This is a genomic window from Janthinobacterium sp. GW821-FHT03A03 (genome assembly GCF_059421435.1).
In genome coordinates this window covers 636508-655513 of record NZ_JBWKUZ010000001.1, presented here as the reverse complement: position 1 = coordinate 655513, position 19006 = coordinate 636508, and the positions used below count along the sequence as shown (strand labels likewise).

Below are 19006 nucleotides of genomic sequence, written 5' to 3'. Positions count from 1 at the left end.
GGCCTAAATATAGAAACTACGAGTAAGTTGCGCAATGTGATGAAAGATGGCATTTTAAAATATGAGTGAAATCAGATCTGGTATGTTTTCCATGGCCATTCATGGTGGTGGGTTGGCAATACGTCTTGGTTTCATGCTGCTTTTATTGCGTTACACGAGTCCGGCAATCATGGGGCTATACGGACTGGCTGTCGCCATGGAATCTGTTGCCATTTACATGGCAGGATTGGAGTTTCATACTTTTACATCAAGGCGATTTGCGCGCAGTGCGAGTCAGCAGCGGCTTAAGGTACTAATGCGTGTTCACCGCCGTTTGTTGACATTCACGGCGCCATTGGCCACATTGTTGGGACTACTAGCTGCGCATATATTGAACTTTACGACAGATACCTTAAGTTTACTGTACTTGGGTATTTTGTTGTTTAGCGGAACAATAATGCAGGAAATATCGCGTTATCTGATACTAAACAGGCAGCCCGTGCACTCGATATTTATCGGTTTCCTGCGTACGGCGGCTTGGCAGCCTATTGCATTCTTTTTCCTGCATTCCAACGAAAATGTGCTGCGCGACATTTTATTTTTATGGGCCATATTTTCCTTGTTGGGTGTTATTTGGGGTGTTTGGATACTGAGAGAGTTGATTGTATGCAAGTGCAGGCCAAGAAAAAATTATCTTTTTCGTGGTTTGTATAATGCGCGCGCCTATTATTTTATTTCCGCTGCAACTGTTCTGCAGGGAAATTTGGAGCGGTTTATTTTGCAAATGCTGCTTGGGCCAAGCTCGGTTGGCGTATTTTCATTTTTTCAGACCCTCGCCAATACGCTGGGTTCTGTTGCGCAAACGGTGGTAACAAATATTGCGCTGCCAGAGTTATTGATGCGATTTGGACAAAAACTCAAGGGGAGGCGGGAATACATGCAGCACGTAATGAAGCGATTGCTGATTTGTTGTGTGGGGCTGTCTGCTGCTATCTGCGTGACCGCGTGGCCACTCATTTTATTGTTGTCACGGCAGGAATATACCGACAAACTGTGGATGTTGCCGTTTCTGTTGCTGGGCCAGGGATTCGTTGTGTGGACTCAACCGATTCATTTGGCGCTATATGCCGGACATAAGGATTGGATCTTATTGATCATGATGGGCGGGGCTCTGTTGGCGTCCATATTGGCAAATTTGCTTTTCATCGAGCTTTTTGGAATTGCCGGAGCGGTCGTATCCCCCTTGGTGATAGCAATACTGATTTCCGCGGTAAGAAAGTACTGGTTCGATCGTCTTAGTGAAAATGGTGAATTGTGAAGAAAATAGTTAATGGATTGATTGCCGGGCTGGCCACCTCCGGCTTAGGTAAGTGCTCTTACAAGATAAGCAGTCTTGTCTGTGAATTGATATTGCGTGCCTGTTCACTGGCCAAGGGTGCGGCTCTCTTTCCCGATGCTGGCGATTTGAGCTTGGACATTCGAACGGATTTGAAATATCCTGAAAATATTTCCATCGGTAGTAATGTCATTATAGGTGCCGATTGTCAGATCGGAGCGATGGCGCCGGTCGTTTTGGGAAATTATGTACGGATATCACGTGGTGTGACAATTGAAACGGCTACACTTGATTTAACCGCTGCCTTGCCGTATCCACATATCGCCAAGCCAATTTTCATCGGTAACGGTGTTTGGTTGGCGGCCCATGTTACGGTATTGGGTGGAGTGCGTATTGGCGATGGCGCCATTATCGGTGCTGGGGCTGTGGTCAGTCGTGACGTTCCCGCAGGTGCCATTATTGTGGGATGTGCAACGCGTGAGTTAAAACAGAAGTCGAAAATAGTTGAGGAGTGGAAATCGTGAAACTGTTGGCGATTGAAAAAAAAGGTGTTCAGCCGAGGTTGATCACCCGTGCTTGGCATCGTGTACAGGAACGCATACGCAATCCGGTAACGCGTAGCCGTCTCGCGAACATGGTTACTTGGCTGCGCCCGCGTGGTGTACCAGCTAACACCGATATTGGAATCACAGAGTTAAGAAAATACGGCGTATGTATGATGCCGGGATTTATGAGTGAAACAGAGATTGCCAAGTTGCGCATGGCCTTGTCTGAGTTCAATTGCTTTGATCCCTGGCGTGTGCAATTGGGCGAGTTTCGCCATGATCAAATTCCGCAAGGAACTCATGTGGCACAGATTCCCTGTGCCGCACAAATCGAACAACTGCATGCTATTGCCTACGACCGACGGCTAATTGATCTGGTTACAGCCTATTTTGGCTGTCGGCCCTACCTGGACAGTATTCAGGCGTGGTGGTCGGTATCCGGCAACGAAGAGCCAGAAGAGGCGGAGAATTTCCATAGGGATAACGATTCTATTCGTTTTTTGAAATTCTTTTTGTATGCTACCGAGGTGGGAGAAGAAAATGGGCCTCACGTTTTTGTGGCCGGTTCACACACGCAAAATACTTTAACCGAGCATCGTCGATTGTCTGACGCTGAGGTTGAAGCTGCATTTGGAGTGGAACGGATACGTATCATGACTGGAAGAGCTGGTGATGCGTTCATGGAAGATACCTTTGGAATACACAAAGGACAGTTGCCAAAAGCAGGTAAACGGTTATTGATACAGCTCCGTTATTCCGTAACTGAATCTATTTTTCGCTCTCCATTGATTGTGGCTCCGGCATCGAATGTGCAGCCAGATCTGGCAACATCATTAATAAATGACTGATATTATTTTGAAAAAGAAAACTATTTTATGCCTGATTAATGCAGCAGCATATTCGCGCGCATATTTTGAAGAATTAGCTCCCCAGCTGATAGCTGAAGGTTATCGTGTAGTTTTTGCTTTGGATTCTCATCTTTCTGATGTCTTGTACGCGGAAAGTTGCAGTTTGAAGGAAGCATGGTATTTTACCGATTACCTTAAAAGCAAGCTGCCGCTTGGTGAAACCGCATTGCAATCGCAGAAAAGCTGGGCATCGTTGTATTCTGATTTCGATCGTTTTCTGACCATGAATATTGCCCCACCGCTCAAAACCAATGGTCCTGTACAGTATCACGATATCCCCGAAATGTTGGCGCGATTTTTTGCGGAAATTTTCATCGAAGAAGAAGTCACGGCTGTCCTGTACGAACCGGTCAGCAATAGTTTCGCCATTGCTGCTTTTGAACAGGCGCAAGCTGTTGGCTTGCCATTTCTTAGCCTTAGCCCATCGAGAATACCCGGACGCATTGAGTTGAGCAGCACTGGCGCATTGGCAGATGATGTCACCATTGGAAATCTATTTGCGCGTAGGCTTACTGGTGGCATATCGGAGGAGTCGCGACAAATTGCGGCTCAATATGTTGCGCATATTGACCATAGTATTCCTGACTATATGAAGATAAATGGCCTCGACCAGATCAGTTTGTTGGGGAAATATTTTAAGATTGACAAAATTCAGCATTTTCTGCGTGGTTGGCGCTATAGCCGCCAGTATCGTGAAGATTGTGCATTAGCGTACCAGCATGGTGATCCGGTCAAGCTTTCTATTGCCTATTTTAAGCGCTCATTATCTCGTCGCCTGAAATTAAATCGAGCGATGAAGGAATATGCAGTTACAACCAAGGATGAACCGTATTTGCTCTATCCATTGCATTTTCATCCAGAAGCTTCCACTTCCGTGTTGGCGACTGATTATGTTGATGAGATGAGCACCATTAAGGCTATTGCTTTTCGTCTGCCTGTGGGCGTAATGCTGTATGTGAAGGAGCATCCTTCCGCCGTAGCATTGCAACCGCTGTCCTTCTATCGGCAGCTCAATGCTTTGCCGAATGTAAGGTTACTGGCAGCGCATCTGCCGACCAAAGAAATAGTGCGACGTAGCCGCGGGGTTATCACCTTGACGAGTACTGTAGGATTTGAGGCGGCAGTCTTGAACAAGCCTGTTATTGCCCTTGGAACGGTGTTTTACAGTTACTTTCCGAACGTTCAGCGAGTATACGATTTCTCCGAGCTGAGGCCTGCACTGGAGCGCCTGCTTAGCTATCAACCTGTTCAGAAAGAGATCTTGATCGACGCCACCGCTGCGTATGTTGAATTTGGTACGCCTGGTTCATTTGATTTCCGTAATAGTCTAGGTAATACGGCTGCATTAAGTGGTGTAGCCCGGTTGGTTCATCTTAAGTTGGATGCGCTGTTCGCCGCGAACGAAAAGGTGGGATGATTCATGCTGGCTAGCAGAAGTTGGGTAGTGATCGCATTGTTTTTGATCATTACCGTTGCTCAAAAAATGATGGAGCCGATGTATAACGGCTACTTCTTTGCTTTTTGTACATTATCCCTCATGGTTGCCTGGAAATGTAGGTATTCGCGCTTTATCAAAGCACCAGAGTTGAACGTAGATTTTTTTGCAATTTTCCTGGTGCTAACCTTTTCCGTCTTTCTTGCGATAAAAATGCATCAAGATGCAAGGGATATTTTTCGAGATATTGGTGCGATATTTGCTTTTATAATAGGGCGCTATGCCATACCCTTGTGGGTTGGGCGGGGGAATGTCAAGCTTCTGTTGCAGACCTTGTCGGACATTGGTGTGGCAATATCGGTGATCACTATCATGTTTGCCTTTATAGCATATCTCGATGGAGCGGATGCCTATCATTGGCGAGGTGCTTATGTTCCGCTTTCGCATGGTTGGCTCCCTTATTTTTTGATCGTTAATATTGCCTTGCTGCGACAAACGCCACAACATACCTCCCATTATGGCTATCGGATATTTCTCTGCGTTGGCGGTACGATTGCTGCGCTATCACGCACCGATGTACTGATTGATTTGTTTATCGGTCTGGTGTTGCTATTGACAATAGGACGGTATCTCTTCAGCAATGTTCGAATCATGCGGAAGTTATTTCTTATTAGTATTATTGTTGTTGTCTTTATGCCCAAGATCGTCGAGTTGGACGTGGTACAGCAGCGTTTGACCAGCAATGCCGAGGATGCCGATCCTTCACTTGGATGGCGATACATCGAAAATCAGGCTTTATTTGATTATTTCGACGAAGGCGGGGCTTTGCCTGTTATCGTTGGTTATGGCCTGGGCGCACGTATTCCATTGCCAGATGGTGTACTGGATTTCGATGGCAATGACACGATACCGCTGTTGCACAATAGTTATCTGACGATCGTGCTGAAATTCGGGCTGCTTGGGCTGTGCTTTTTTGCACTGTATATTGTGAGGAAAATCCGTGTCTGGATGGCATTGCGTAAGACTCCGCATGCGATATATGCATGGACCGGCAGCTGGATCATGTTGATTGTGTTGGCGAAAGGAATCATATTGCAAGGGCTGACGGAATGGAGCCATGTCCTTTTCTTCGGCCTGGCTTGTATGCTGCTGTCTTTTGATACTTATAAAAAAGAATCGAATAAATAAATATGATGAAGATTGTTTTTTGCCATTTACTCAACGATTTTTCAGGTAGTCCAAAGGTGTTGCGTGACACTATTTCAGCATTGAAAGGTGAAGCGAAAAACGAGAAACTGTATGTTTCTGGCAATACTGACGGATTTCTTTCTGATTGTCAGATTTCACGAGGTAGGTACTGGTATATTCGATCACAGAATAAATTTGTCACTTTATTTACCTTTTTTTTTAGTCAAGTATGTTTGTTTTTTAAACTTCTTTGCGATAGGAGTATTGCTTCAGATGCAATTATTTATGTAAATACTTTGCTTCCATTTGGCGCAGCCATCTATGGGAAATTGACAGGACGTTTGGTTATTTATCATGTTCATGAAATTTCGATCCGGCCAGCCCCTCTCAGATATTTTCTGGTGAGCTTGGTAAGATGGACATCATCTTTGAACATGTATGTATCCAAGGCACATATGCAATTGTTGCCAATTCCTGGAGTGAAAAGTCGTTGTATCTACAATGCACTGGATCATTTTTTTGAGGAAAAAGGCTGGAGCTCCGTTTACCAGTCGCACCGTCAAGGTGTCTTCAATATATTGATGATCGCATCGCTGCGTGATTACAAGGGAATAGTGGAATTAATTGCGCTGGTTAACTCGCTGTCTGGACGGATTGATATTCATTTTGATCTGGTCATTAATGGAGATCAGTGTGAAATCGATGCATACTTTTCGGATACGTCTTGCCCGTCGCAATTGACGGTGCATCCCAGAACGCTGAATACACCGGCATATTATGCCGAAGCGAGTCTGGTATTGAGTCTTGCGCGTGTTGATCTCTGGCAGGAAACTTTTGGCTTGACGGTGCTGGAAGCGATTACATTTGGCATTCCTGTGATTGTTCCCCCAGTAGGAGGGCCTGCGGAAATCATTCGTGATGGAGTCGAGGGCTTTCTTATCGATTCGCGTGATACTGACAGGGTGCGGACGCATGTCTTGCGTCTGGTCGACGACGCGGTACTGTGCCACAGGATGTCCGAGGCTGCCCGCTTGCGCGCTAAAGATTTCATGCGTGACAAATTTATCGCTGAAATGAACGCCGTGATCATGGATATACGTGCAAGTCGCAGTGCGACTATTCGGAATGAATAGAAGTATTGGTCGTTTTTTTGTAATTTTTAAATTGCACAATATTTACAGTGGAAAATTGGTTGTCATTTATGTTGAAGAAAATCGCAATTGTTGGTTCTGTTGGACTTCCTGCGCGTTATGGCGGTTGGGAGACCCTGGTCGATCATCTGACCAGACATTTAGCCACACGGTATGAATTTACGGTGTACTGTAGCGCGAAGAAATATGATGAAAAGCTGAGCAGTTATAATGGCGCAAAACTGGAATATATCGATCTGGATGCCAACGGCGTGCAAAGTATCCCTTATGATGTGGTCTCTATGCTGAAGGCCTGCCGTTTTGCCGACGTAATTGTGGTTCTTGGTGTCTCTGGATGCATTTTTTTGCCTTTTATTAAGCTTATCACCAAGAAAAAGATCATTGTTAATATCGATGGCCTTGAATGGCGTCGTGCTAAATGGAGCAAGTTTGCCAAATGGTTCCTAAAAAAGTCCGAGGCGGCTGCCGTGCGTGCGGCTGACGTGGTGGTAGTGGATAACCAAGCCATTCAGGCCTACGTCCAGAGCCAGTACGGACGCACGGGAGTTTTGATCGCATACGGCGCTGATCATGCGCAGCATCGTAATCTTGCCATTGATGCGCTACAAAAGTACGCCTTTGCATCCCGGCGCTATGCGTTCAAGGTTTGCAGGATTGAGCCGGAAAATAATATTGATATTATCTTGGAATGTTTCTCGATGTATTCTGATATGGATATGGTTATGATAGGAAACTGGAATAACAGTTCTTATGGTGAAGATTTACGCAAGAAATACTCACACCTTCCACATCTGCACTTGTTGGATCCTATTTATGATCCCGAGATACTCAATCAAATTCGCGGGAATTGCCATATTTACATCCATGGACATAGCGCGGGTGGCACCAACCCTTCGTTAGTCGAGGCCATGTATCTGGGGCTGCCGATTGCGTATTTTGACTGCGACTTCAATCGCTTTACGACCCATGGTGCAGGACTGCCTTTTGCGGATGCCGCGGGGCTGAAAGTGATACTTGAAACAAGTTCCGCTGAACAGCTCACGGCCATCGGTGTGCAGATGCAAGCCCTGGCAGGGGAGTTTTATACCTGGGATCGTATCGCGAACCAATATGCACAGTTGTTTTGATGCTCTCGCTTGTGGAACACAGAATGCCCGATAAAATACTCGTTACAGGCGCAAGCGGTTTTGTTGGCGCGGCTTTGTGCGCGCATCTGGACGCGCTCAATATGTCTTATGTAGGAAGCGCGCGCCAGGCGTCTGGTTTACCTTCGCGTGTGTTGGTGGGAGCGTTGACTGCGCAAACTGATTGGTCTGTGGCATTGTCTGGTTGCGACGTAGTGGTTCATCTGGCTGCACGGGTCCATGTCATGGATGATCAATCGAGTGACCCGCTGTCGGCATTTCGCGCTGTGAACGTGGATGCTACTTTGAACTTGGCCCGGCAGGCTGTGCGCAGCGGCGTGCGGCGCTTCATTTATGTCAGTAGTATCAAGGTGAATGGCGAGGCTACCCACGGTACACCGTTTACTTCGCAGGATCAGCCAGCGCCATTGGATCCTTATGGCTTTTCCAAGCTGGAGGCTGAGCGTGGTTTGCAGGTGCTGGCGCAGGAAACCGGTCTGGAATTGGTTATTGTGCGTCCGCCGCTGGTGTACGGTCCCGGTGTCCGCGCCAATTTCCAGCGCTTGATGCAGTTGCTAAGGAAGGGGATTCCCTTGCCATTGGGTGCGGTACATAATCGTCGTAGCATGGTCGGCCTTGATAATTTGGTCGATTTGCTAACCGTGTGTTGCAGCCATCCGCGTGCATCTGGCGAAGTTTTTCTGGTTTCCGACGATCATGACTTGAGTATTACCGAATTGTTGCGTTCCTTGTCTTTTGCCATGGGTAAGACGCGGCCCCTTCTGTTTTCGATGCCCGCGGGAGTGCTGACAGGCGTCGCTGGTGTGCTGGGAAAATCTGCCGCCGCTAGCCGCTTGCTTGGATCTCTGCAAGTGGACATTGCGCATACCCGCACGACGCTCGACTGGGTGCCGCCGGCAAGTGTCGATGACAGCATTCACAAGACAGTAGCGCATTTTTTATCTTTAGCTGATCGGTTGTAAATGAAAAGAGTATTTGATCTTTGTTTTGTTTTATTTTCCCTGGCGATTTTTTGCGTGCCCTTGCTACTGGTGGCGGTTGTCGTCCGCTTGACTTCGCGCGGACCAGTCCTGTACTGGTCGGATCGCGTGGGGCGCCATAATCGCATATTCAAGATGCCGAAGTTTCGCACCATGCGTGTTGATACGCCGGCAGTGGCTACCCATTTATTGAAGAATGCGGCGCAGTTCTTGACCCCGCCAGGTTCTTTCTTGCGCAAATCTAGTCTCGATGAGTTGCCGCAGTTGTGGAGCATCCTACGTGGGGATATGAGCGTCGTTGGCCCTCGTCCTGCTTTGTTTAATCAGGATGATCTGATTGCCCTGCGTACGCAGCATAGCGTCGATGCCTTAAGGCCGGGCTTGACTGGTTGGGCCCAGGTCAACGGACGTGATGATTTGCCTATTCCGCAGAAGGTCAAGCTGGACATGGAGTATGCGCAGAGACAGTCACTGGTATTCGATATGCAGATCATCTTCATGACATTGTTTAAAGTACTGCGGCGTGATGGCATCAAACATTGATGCAAAGAAAGGGTTTCTTGCTGTAACGCGACCTGAACCCGGTGCTGTAGGTATGCATGGATTGCGTGCTGGATTGATAGTGTAGTTCTTTTACTGGATGTCTTAATGAAGCTGTTATTGGAATTTCCCCGCAGACGCAAGCAAATCGTCGCAGTGACGACGGACTTGATTTTTCTGCCACTGACTTTTCTTGCGGCCATTTTTCTGCGTTTCGATAGCGTTGGACCCGACGTAATTCGCCCCTATCTGTGGCTGATCATGGCTGCGCCATTAGTCTCGATTCCGATCTTTATTCGCTTGGGTTTGTACCGGGCAGTTATCCGTTTCATCGATTACAAGATTATTTATGTGGTGCTGTTTGGTGTCACGCTTTCGGTGGCAATACTGCTCGCCGTAACTGCGTTTGCCACCAGTATGATTGGTCTTTCTCGCGGGGTATTTGGTATTTATTGGGTCAGCGCCATTATGTATGTCGCTGCAAGCCGCTTTATTGCGCGGGGCTATTTTTCGCATGCAAGCAGAAAAATGGACAGCGTTCGTGTTGCCATTTATGGCGCCGGAGTCTCTGGCAACCAGCTGGCTCAAGCCCTGAGCCATGCTGGAGAGTATCGTCCTGTCGTGTTTATTGACGATAAGAAGGAATTGCGGGGCGCCACGATTGCTGGTATTACCGTGTATCCGTCCGACGCTTTGGCTGATTTGATTGAATCCAAGGAGATTTCCAAAATTGTCTTGGCGATGCCGTCCCTGTCGAAGGCGCAGCAACGCCTTATTCTCGACAAACTGGAGCCACTTAAGGTGAAGACGCTGGTGGCGCCTCCGATCAAGAATTTGATCAATGGATCTGCGCGCATTCAGGATATGCGGGAAGTCGAAATTGAAGATTTGCTGGGACGTGATGCCGTTGAGCCAAATCAAGATCTGATGGCAATGTGTATTACTGGTAAGGTTGTTATGGTTACCGGAGCGGGTGGATCAATCGGTTCTGAACTGTGCCGCCAGATTTTGAATCAGCGCCCGGCGCAAATGATTTTGTTGGAAATGTCGGAGTTCGCACTTTACTCTATTGAACAGGAGTTGCAAGGATTATTACGCCTGCGGAATATTCAGGTGCAATTGATGCCATTTCTCGGTTCTGTACTCGATACCGAGAAATGTGAAAAAATTCTGTGCACTTTTGGTGTTGAAACGCTGTATCACGCTGCCGCCTACAAGCATGTGCCTTTGGTGGAACATAATCCGATCGAAGGTATACGTAACAATGCGTTTGGCACATTGAGCATGGCGCGTGCGGCCATTGCCGCCAATGTTAAGCGCTTTGTGCTGATTTCCACAGACAAGGCAGTACGGCCAACAAATGTCATGGGATCCACCAAACGTCTGGCGGAACTGATCCTGCAGGCTTTTGCTCGCGAACAGGACAAGACACGGTTTTGCATGGTTCGTTTTGGAAACGTACTGGGATCTTCCGGCTCAGTAGTTCCCTTGTTCCGCAAGCAGATTATTGCTGGGGGACCCATTACGATTACCCACCCTGAAATTACCCGCTATTTCATGACGATTCCAGAGGCAGCGCAATTGGTGTTACAGGCCGGTGCCATGGGGGCTGGCGGCGACGTTTTTGTTCTGGATATGGGGGCGCCGGTGAAAATTGTCGACTTGGCCAAGCGTATGATCCATTTGAGTGGCTTGGACGTCAAAAGTGAGTTAACGCCCAATGGCGCGATAGAAATCCAGCATGTAGGTTTGCGGCCTGGCGAAAAACTGTATGAGGAACTTCTGATCGGGGATAATGTGGAAGGAACCGAGCATCCATTGATTATGCGCGCGCAGGAGGCCGAAATTCCATGGGCTAGACTCGATGGCATGTTGCAGGAGTTGGGGGCCGCCTGTGATCAATTTGATCATGTCGCCGTACGCGCCTTGTTGCTGCGCATTGTGATGGAGTATGAGCCGCAATGTGATATCGAAGACCTAATCTGGTGCGCCAATGATCTGTCGTCGCGCGATAGCCAGTCCGGGCTCAAGTCTTCACTTCATTAATTCGACATTCGCAGGCTGCGTCAGCTGCCTGCATCGCAATCAAGCTTGGCTATGCCGATGGTAGCAATGCGGGCATGACACCTCGTACACATATTCCGGCGCCAGTTGCTGGCGTGGCGTGACGACGGCGCGGCAGACGAAGCACTGCACGGTTTCCGTCGGTTCCAGTTTCGGGTTCAGGGCCGTGCGGTAGTCGAAGACGAAGCAGTCGCCCGTGTAGTGGTCGCCGCCCACTTCCTCGAAATACTTCAAAATGCCGCCATCGAGCTGGTACACGCTGTCATAGCCGATTTCCTTCATGTGGATGGCGGCCTTTTCGCAGCGGATGCCGCCGGTGCAGAAGGTGACGACGGTCTTGCCTTCCAGTTCGTCCTTGTGCGCGGCGGCCACGGCCGGGAATTCCGTAAACTTGTCGATACGATAATCGAGCGTGTTGTTGAACGAGCCCACGTCCACTTCAAACGCGTTGCGCGTTTCCATCATGACCACCGGTTTGCCCGCATCGTCGACGCCGGCGTCAAGCCAGCGCTTGAGCGTGTGCGCATCGACGGACGGGGCGCGGCCCAGTTCCGGTTTGATCAGCGGCATGCGCATGGTGATGATTTCTTTTTTCAGCTTGACCAGCATGCGCTTGTGCGATTGCTCGTTCGACAAGCTTTCCTTCCATTCCAGGTCCGCCAGGCGGGCGTCCAGGCGCACCCATGCGAGGAAGCTGTCGATATGCTCGCGCGTGCCCGACAGGAACATGTTGATGCCTTCCGGCGTCAGCAGGATCGTGCCCTTCAGGCCCAGCGCCAGGCATTGCTCCTGATACAAGGGACGCATGGCTTCCGTATCGGCCAGCGTGATGAATTTATACGCTGCAATATTGACAAAAGTCATGGCGGGTGTGGCGGCCAGGGGGCTGGCGGCGGCGGAAACGGCGGGTGTTGCTTGGGTGATGGCTTGCATGATGGCGATCGGCTTAGACTGAACAGCCGATATTATAAGCCCGGCTGGCCAGGCGGGATACCCGCCGTGCCGCGTATTGCCATGCCGTCTGGCTGCGCAGGGCGGTAATTTCTTGCCCGCAGCGTGAGCCGGCAACGCCGGTCCGGGGCCGCGACGCGGTAGAATAGACCCCATTGAATTTTGCACGAAACGGTACACAGGATGGAAATGGTAATGCAAGAGGCCGGCGCTCCGGCAGGTTCACAGCAAGCGGTGCCGCAGGGCCCCGCATTCGTCCACTTGCGCGTGCACTCGGAGTACTCGATCGTCGATGGCCTGGTGCGCATCGACGACGTGGTCAAGGCGGCGGCCAAGGACAAGCAGGTGGCGCTGGCCGTCACCGACTTGTCGAACCTGTTTGGCATGGTCAAGTTCTACAAGGAAGCGCGCGGCAAGGGTATCAAGCCCATCGTTGGCGTCGATGTGTGGATCACGAATGACGACAACCGCGAAAAACCGTCGCGCCTGCTGCTGCTGGCGAAGAACCGCATGGGCTATCTGCAGTTGTGCGAACTGCTGTCGACGGCCTGGCTAACGAACCAGTACAAGGGCCGCGCCGAGCTGCGCATCGAGTGGCTGCAGGCGCTGGCGACGAATACCTACGACCTGTACCCGGGCGAGAGCGCGGCCAATGGCTTGATCGCGCTGTCCGGCGCGCATTTTGGCGATGTCGGCATCGCCATCGAGAATGGCAACCTGGCCCTGGCCGAGCGCAATGCGCAGCGCTGGGCCGAGATTTTCCCCGGCCATTTCTATGTCGAGATCCAGCGCGGCGGCCAGGCCAACCAGGAAGCGCAGGTGCGCCACGCGGTGGCCCTAGCGGCCAAGCTGGGCTTGCCCGTGGTGGCCACGCATCCCGTGCAATTTATTTCCCCTGAAGAATTTATTGCCCACGAAGCCCGCACCTGTATCGCCGAAGGCGAAATGCTGGCCAACGCCAAGCGTGTCAAACGCTTCAACGACAGCCAGCGCTTCCTGTCGCAGGCCGACATGGCGGAATTGTTCGCCGACCTGCCGGCCGCGCTGGCCAATTCCGTGGAAATCGCCAAGCGCTGCAACCTGACTTTGACCCTGGGCAAGCCGCAACTGCCGAATTTCCCCACCCCGCCGGGCATGACGATCGACCAGTTCCTCGTCGCCGAATCGCAGGCGGGCCTGGAAAAGCGCCTGATCCAGCTGTATCCGGACCCGGAACGGCGCGAAAAGGAGCGCCCGCGCTATGAATCGCGTTTGAAATTCGAGACGGACACGATTTGCAACATGAAATTCCCCGGCTACTTCCTCATTGTGGCCGAATTCATCCAGTGGGCCAAGGAAAACGGCGTGCCTGTCGGTCCGGGCCGCGGTTCGGGCGCCGGTTCGCTGGTGGCGTATTCGCTGCTGATTACCGATCTTGATCCATTGCAATACAACCTGCTGTTCGAGCGCTTCCTGAATCCCGAACGCGTCTCGATGCCCGACTTCGATATTGACTTTTGTCAGGAAGGGCGCGACCGCGTCATCCAGCACGTCAAGGATCTGTACGGCAAGGAGGCCGTCTCGCAGATCGCCACCTTTGGTACCATGGCGGCCAAGGGCGCGATCCGCGACGTGGGGCGCGTGATGGATTTCGGCTATAACTTCTGCGACGGCATCTCCAAGCTGATCCCGTTCAAGCCCGGCAAGCCCGTGTCGATCGCCGACGCCATCGAAGAGGAGCCGCTGCTCAAGGAGCGCCTGGAAAACGAGGAAGAGGTCAAGCAATTGCTGGATCTGGCGCAGCAAGTCGAAGGCATCACGCGCAATATCGGCATGCACGCGGGGGGCGTGCTGATCGCCCCGGGCAAGCTGACGGATTTCTGCCCGCTGTACACGCAGGGCGGCGACTCCGGCGTCGTGTCGCAGTACGACAAGGATGACGTGGAAGCCGTCGGCCTCGTAAAGTTCGACTTTTTGGGTTTGACGACGCTGACGATTCTCGACCGCGCCGTGCGCTACATCAAGCAGCTTGATCCTGCGCAAGCTAATTTCGATCTGGCAACATTGCCGCTGAACGACAAGCCGTCGTACGACCTGCTGACCAAGGCCAAGACGGTGGCCGTGTTCCAGCTGGAGTCGCGCGGCATGCAGGGCATGCTGAAAGACGCGCGTCCCGACCGCTTCGAAGACATTATCGCGCTCGTGGCGCTGTACCGTCCGGGGCCGATGGACCTGATTCCCGATTTTTGCAAGCGCAAGCACGGCGAACGCTTCGATTATCCCGATCCGCGCACGGAATCGATTCTGTCCGAAACCTACGGCATCATGGTGTATCAGGAGCAGGTGATGCAGATGGCGCAGATCGTCGGCGGCTACTCGCTGGGCGGCGCCGACATGCTGCGCCGCGCCATGGGCAAGAAGAAGGCCGAAGAGATGGCCGAGCACCGCGAGATCTTCCGCGCCGGTGCGGCGAAGGACGGCTTGACGGCGGAAAAGGCCGACGAGATCTTCGACTTGATGGAAAAGTTCGCCGGCTACGGTTTTAACAAATCGCACGCCGCCGCCTACGCCCTGCTGTCGTACCACACGGCCTATTTAAAAGCGCACCACACGGCCGCCTTCATGGCCGCCAACTTGTCGCTGGCCATGGACGACACGGACAAGATCAAGATTCTGGTGGAAGATTCGCTGGAAATCTGCAAGCTGACCTTGTTGCCGCCAGACATCAATGAGTCCGATTACCGCTTCACGCCGAGCGGCGCGCCGCCATCCGTGAGCGGCAAGAAAGTCACGCAGATCCGCTATGGCCTGGGCGCCGTGAAGGGTTCCGGCCAGAACGCCATCGAAGCCATCATCGCCGCGCGCGAGGCAGGCGGTCCATTCACGAGCCTGTTCGATTTCTGCAAGCGTGTTGATAAAAAGCAAATCAACCGCCGCACCATCGAGTCCCTGATCCGCAGCGGCGCCTTCGACTGCCTGAAGGTCGACCGCGCCATCCTGCTCGCATCCGTGGCGTTCGCCATGGAATGCGCCGACCAGGCGGCCAAGGCGGCGAATCAGGTAAGCCTGTTCGGCGGCGATGACAGCGACATGGTGGCGCCGCCCGAGTACGTGAAGGTTCCCGTGTGGACGGATAAACAGCGCCTGACGGAAGAAAAGATTGCGCTGGGCTTCTATTTGTCCGGCCACCTGTTCGATTCGTATGCACCCGAGGCGCGCCGTTTTGCGCGCACGAAATTGTCGGAACTGTCGCCATCGCGCGAACCGCGCATGATGGCGGGCGTCATCACGGGCTTGCGCACGCAGATGACGCAGCGCGGCAAGATCCTCATCGTCACGCTCGACGACAAGAGCGGCACGGTGGAAGTGACGGTATATGGCGAATTGTTCGAAGCCAACAAGAAAATCTTCAAGGAAGATGAATTCCTCGCCGTCGTGGGCAAGGTGTCGGAAGACCGTTTCTCGGGTGGCTTGCGCATCACGGCCGAGAGCGCCTTCGACATCATCGCCGCGCGCGTGCAGTATGGCCGCCAGTTGGGCCTGACTCTGCCCACGACGCTGGACATGAAACGCATCAGCGACGTGATCATGCCGCACCGGGCTGAAGACGGATTGCCGATCGCCGCCAAGGTCAGCCCGCAAGGCGTCAGCTGCGTGCTGCAATTCGGCGATGCGTGGCGCGTGGCGCCGTCCGACGAGTTGCAGACGGCGCTCGAGCAGGTGCTGGGCGCGCAAGAGGTGGCGGTCGAGTACTGACCGGCAACGGTCCAGCTCGTAAAACAAAGCCAAACCGCAGATATTCAGGTTTGGCTTTTTTCGTTTACATGTCTTTCAGGCCCGTGATCGCATAGCCCTTGGCGGCGATCTGCTGGTGCGGCTGTTCGATATGGTAGTCGGGCAAGATTTCGGCATCGTCGGCCACTTCGCTGGCGCGTACTTCGAGTTGCCAGTCGGTGTTGGTCACCTCTTCAGGAATGATCTTTCCTTCCGGCACGGCGAGGTAGGAAAAAATGCCGTCGTGCTCGGCCCGGCGGTAGATGTCTACGCGCATGACTTGCCTCCTAGTAAGCGTTTGGGGAAACCGGCGCACCCGAAGTGCCTACCGATAGTGCTAGCGTAACAGGATTACGCCCCAGACGGATTGTGCAAGTGTGCTACAGGGAAGAACGGCGGATGGCAATGGCGGCGGGCCGGGACGCAGGGGCGGGGCGTCATGCACTGGCCATCCCGCGTCAGGCGATGGCGGAGGCGTAATCGTCGTCGTCGAGATCGGCAAACTGGCGTGTATCGTTGGTCGCTGCCGCGGCGCCGGCTGAGGCCAGCTGGATCTGGCAGCGATGGGAGTCGAGGCCGCTGCGCAGGCTGGCGATCATCGCCAGCGTCAGCTCATGGCGCTTGCGTGCTTCCGAGCGCTTTTTGGAAGGAATTTCTTCCAGTGCCGGCAAGGGCAGGTTTTCGCATGGCAACTCAAAATCACCGTCCTGGCGTACTTGTGCTCCCAGTTCTTGCCACAATGCATTGTAGTCGGCGAACAAACGTCCTTTCTTTGCGGAATGGTGCACGGCGCGGTTGATATTGCCGACAAGAAGCATCTTGCTGCAGCCATGTTCGTATCCCAGTTGGCGCACCAGGCGCACCATCAGGGTCTTGGGACGCATGCCATGCAGGTCGCGCGTGGCCTCGCGCACGCGGTGCACGCTTTCCTGCCCCTTCGGACCTTGCACGCAGCCGACGCTCACGCCCAGGGTGGCACGCAGCTGGCTACCGAAGAAGGAGAAGGCGATCGAATAGAGCACGTCGTCGTCATGCATCAGTTGCAGCACCATCTCGCCTTCGCGGTCCATCGGATGCAGCGAACACAGTTGCAGGTGGTAGGGAGCGCCCGATTTGCCGTGCACCGTGCCGAGGCGCACGGGGCCGCGGGCCGCTTGACTCATCAGCTTGCCCCAGCCTTGCTGCAGGATGAAGTGGTAGTGTTCGGCCAGCAACTCCACACGCTGGCGGCAATTCAGTGTAAGGCTCAGGTAGGGGCGGTAGACCTTGTGGATCATGTGCGGATACGCCTGTACCAGCTCATGAAAAACCGGATTCGAGTTCAGCAGTTGCAGCCAGAGGCGGGTTTGGCGCTGTTGCACGCGGGCGCGCAGATGCAGTTTGAGCATTTCACGCCAGCGGCGTAGGCCGCTCGGCATCGCCATCAAGCCGTCTGACAGGGTAATAGTTGGCATCATCGTGCGCATGTCCATGGTAAAGAGAGAACGTCGAAGCCGTTTCGGCTCAGACGGGTACCGGGCTGCTGACGCCCTCGTGGTTTGCCAGCAGGATGGTGGCGCAGCGGCTGGCACGCGCCAGCTTGCCGGCCAGCCCGCCCGAAAAATGACGCGGCCAGCCGCTATGCCTGTGCGTTGGCAAGATAACTTCGTGGCATCCCAGCAGTTCTGCCGTATCGAGTATCGTGAACAGCAGTTCGCCGGCGAAAATGTGGGTGCTGAAATCAATATACGAACGGCTCAGGTACAAGCCCGCCTCGTGCATCATCTGTTGGGTGGCAGCATCGAGCATGCTGCCCACGCCGTCGCCGGCGCTTTGCTGCGGCACTCCCTTCGCCTGCCGGGACGGCGCCGGCGTCACGTGCAGCAGGCTGACGCGGACCTTGATGCCCCATTCCTGCATCCGCCTGGCGTAGCGCGCGCCGTAGATGATGTCGCTGGTATGCTTGACGGGCAGGAGCAGCTGCAGCGTCGCCTGGCCCGGCTGGCCGCAAGTTCCCGCGGCGCTGTCGGGAGCGCGGGTACGTTGCGGGACAAGGCGCGATGCATGCATGGACGGGGGGCAGTGGAGGGAAAACCATGTCATCTTATCCATGCCCTCAAGCCGTGTAAATTGGCGAAACAGCGTACGGGTTTCCCTTATGCCGCGCCCGTTTTAATAGCGGTAAGTGACATACACGGCGCCGATCGGCGATGTCTTGCGCTGCACGATGGGGCTCTTGGCCGCGTCGCCCAGACGGCTCTCGACGCCGATCAGCGTATTGACGCCCCAGCGCGCATCGATGCGGTGCTCCCAGTTGACGGTGGCTTGCGCTTCATAAAAGCCGCCTTTGGGCGTGTATTGCTTGAACGAGGTATTTGCCGCCTGGGCCGCCGTCACGCCATACATGGTCTGCACGTACTTGCGCTCGCCCCAGCCCAGCTGCCCGCCGATGGTCACGCTGTCCTGCTGTACGCCCTTGGCGTCAGCCCTGCCGTAGACCTGGCCGCTGGCGCCGAAATGCACGTTCGCGCCATTTTCGCGATTCGACAGGGGGATGTCGCTCGAGACGCTCAGCGACACGCCCGGCATGGGGGAGTAGGCGGCGCTCAGCAGGGCGCTGGCGTTGCCCTTGACTTCGCCCATGCCCTTCAGGTAGTCGCTGCCGCCCCAGCCGTTGACGCCCTTGCGCTTGTGGTCTTCGCGGTTGCCGCGGTAGCCCAGCGCGGCGCTGTAGCTGAAGGGGCCGGCCTGGCCGCCGTAGCCGATGCCGCGCGAAGTGCTGAAGAACAGGCCGTTGGCCATGGCGTAGTCGAGAATGACCAGCGGCGAGGCGGACAGCTTGTCGGAGCCGGAATAGCTGGACACGGCGGCAACGCCGCCGCCGATGGTGAAGACATTTTCCGGGGCGGGTTCGGCGGCGGCTGCGGCCAACGGGTTCAGGGTCAGGCCGCAGGCCAGTGCCAGCGAGGTCAACAGGGTAGTAGGTGCGTGCATGGAGGTTTCCGTCAGGTGGAGAACCGAGGCCGGAGTGGCTCGATTGACTGCGGCTAGT

The 19006-nt window shown here is 53.4% G+C and carries 16 protein-coding genes; 11 read left to right on the top strand and 5 right to left on the bottom strand.

Translation table 11 applies throughout. The features are described 5' to 3' along the window. Positions 1–61 precede the first annotated feature (61 nt). From AC07VI_RS02940 to AC07VI_RS02895, 10 genes are all read left to right on the top strand, one after another. Positions 62–1297 carry a lipopolysaccharide biosynthesis protein gene (locus tag AC07VI_RS02940; RefSeq protein ID WP_139842374.1) on the top strand — a complete coding sequence of 412 codons (1236 nt, stop codon included), beginning with the start codon at positions 62–64 and terminating at the stop codon, positions 1295–1297. Continuing rightward, a complete protein-coding gene (locus AC07VI_RS02935; protein ID WP_086143907.1) occupies positions 1294–1839 on the top strand; it encodes an acyltransferase in 546 nt (181 codons plus the stop codon). The genes AC07VI_RS02940 and AC07VI_RS02935 overlap by 4 nt, the downstream gene beginning before the upstream one ends. Continuing rightward, complete coding sequence (locus tag AC07VI_RS02930; RefSeq protein ID WP_139842375.1) at positions 1836–2708, top strand: phytanoyl-CoA dioxygenase family protein; 873 nt, start codon at positions 1836–1838, stop codon at positions 2706–2708. The genes AC07VI_RS02935 and AC07VI_RS02930 overlap by 4 nt, the downstream gene beginning before the upstream one ends. Next, on the top strand, positions 2701–4185 hold the full coding sequence (locus AC07VI_RS02925; protein WP_086143908.1) for a capsular polysaccharide export protein, LipB/KpsS family: 1485 nt from the start codon (positions 2701–2703) through the stop codon (positions 4183–4185). The genes AC07VI_RS02930 and AC07VI_RS02925 overlap by 8 nt, the downstream gene beginning before the upstream one ends. A gap of 27 nt (positions 4186–4212) precedes the next feature. Next, positions 4213–5391, top strand: coding sequence for an O-antigen ligase family protein (locus tag AC07VI_RS02920; protein ID WP_492995646.1), 1179 nt, complete (start codon positions 4213–4215; stop codon positions 5389–5391). A 2-nt stretch (positions 5392–5393) separates the two neighbouring features. After that, a complete protein-coding gene (locus tag AC07VI_RS02915) occupies positions 5394–6524 on the top strand; it encodes a glycosyltransferase family 4 protein (RefSeq protein ID WP_086143910.1) in 1131 nt (376 codons plus the stop codon). 68 nt (positions 6525–6592) lie between these two features. Beyond that, the gene (locus tag AC07VI_RS02910) at positions 6593–7669 is read left to right on the top strand and encodes a DUF1972 domain-containing protein (RefSeq protein WP_086143911.1); all 1077 of its coding nucleotides are present in this window, start codon (positions 6593–6595) and stop codon (positions 7667–7669) included. 23 nt (positions 7670–7692) lie between these two features. Continuing rightward, a complete protein-coding gene (locus AC07VI_RS02905; protein WP_086143996.1) occupies positions 7693–8649 on the top strand; it encodes a UDP-glucose 4-epimerase family protein in 957 nt (318 codons plus the stop codon). Then, a complete protein-coding gene (locus AC07VI_RS02900; protein ID WP_086143912.1) occupies positions 8650–9210 on the top strand; it encodes a sugar transferase in 561 nt (186 codons plus the stop codon). 105 nt (positions 9211–9315) lie between these two features. After that, positions 9316–11253, top strand: coding sequence for a polysaccharide biosynthesis protein (locus AC07VI_RS02895; RefSeq protein ID WP_086143913.1), 1938 nt, complete (start codon positions 9316–9318; stop codon positions 11251–11253). A 39-nt stretch (positions 11254–11292) separates the two neighbouring features. Here the strand turns inward: AC07VI_RS02895 and AC07VI_RS02890 are convergent, their stop codons facing one another. After that, on the bottom strand, positions 11293–12135 hold the full coding sequence (locus tag AC07VI_RS02890) for a sulfurtransferase (RefSeq protein WP_086143997.1): 843 nt from the start codon (positions 12133–12135) through the stop codon (positions 11293–11295). A 282-nt stretch (positions 12136–12417) separates the two neighbouring features. Here AC07VI_RS02890 and dnaE point away from each other — a divergent pair, with 282 nt between their 5' ends. After that, positions 12418–15957, top strand: a complete 3540-nt coding sequence (gene dnaE / locus AC07VI_RS02885; protein ID WP_086143914.1) for a DNA polymerase III subunit alpha — start codon at positions 12418–12420, stop codon at positions 15955–15957. Positions 15958–16021: 64 nt separating this feature from the next. On the opposite strand, the gene AC07VI_RS02880 is transcribed toward dnaE, so the two are convergent. From AC07VI_RS02880 to AC07VI_RS02865, 4 genes are all read right to left on the bottom strand, one after another. Further along, the gene (locus AC07VI_RS02880; RefSeq protein ID WP_071075660.1) at positions 16022–16252 is read right to left on the bottom strand and encodes a DUF6139 family protein; all 231 of its coding nucleotides are present in this window, start codon (positions 16250–16252) and stop codon (positions 16022–16024) included. 181 nt (positions 16253–16433) lie between these two features. Continuing rightward, positions 16434–17393: a VirK/YbjX family protein gene (locus tag AC07VI_RS02875; protein WP_226935500.1), complete on the bottom strand. Its 960-nt coding sequence runs from the start codon at positions 17391–17393 to the stop codon at positions 16434–16436. An 85-nt stretch (positions 17394–17478) separates the two neighbouring features. Next, complete coding sequence (locus AC07VI_RS02870; protein ID WP_139842376.1) at positions 17479–18066, bottom strand: universal stress protein; 588 nt, start codon at positions 18064–18066, stop codon at positions 17479–17481. 60 nt (positions 18067–18126) lie between these two features. Further along, positions 18127–18948 carry a MipA/OmpV family protein gene (locus AC07VI_RS02865; protein ID WP_086143917.1) on the bottom strand — a complete coding sequence of 274 codons (822 nt, stop codon included), beginning with the start codon at positions 18946–18948 and terminating at the stop codon, positions 18127–18129. Positions 18949–19006: the final 58 nt, after the last annotated feature.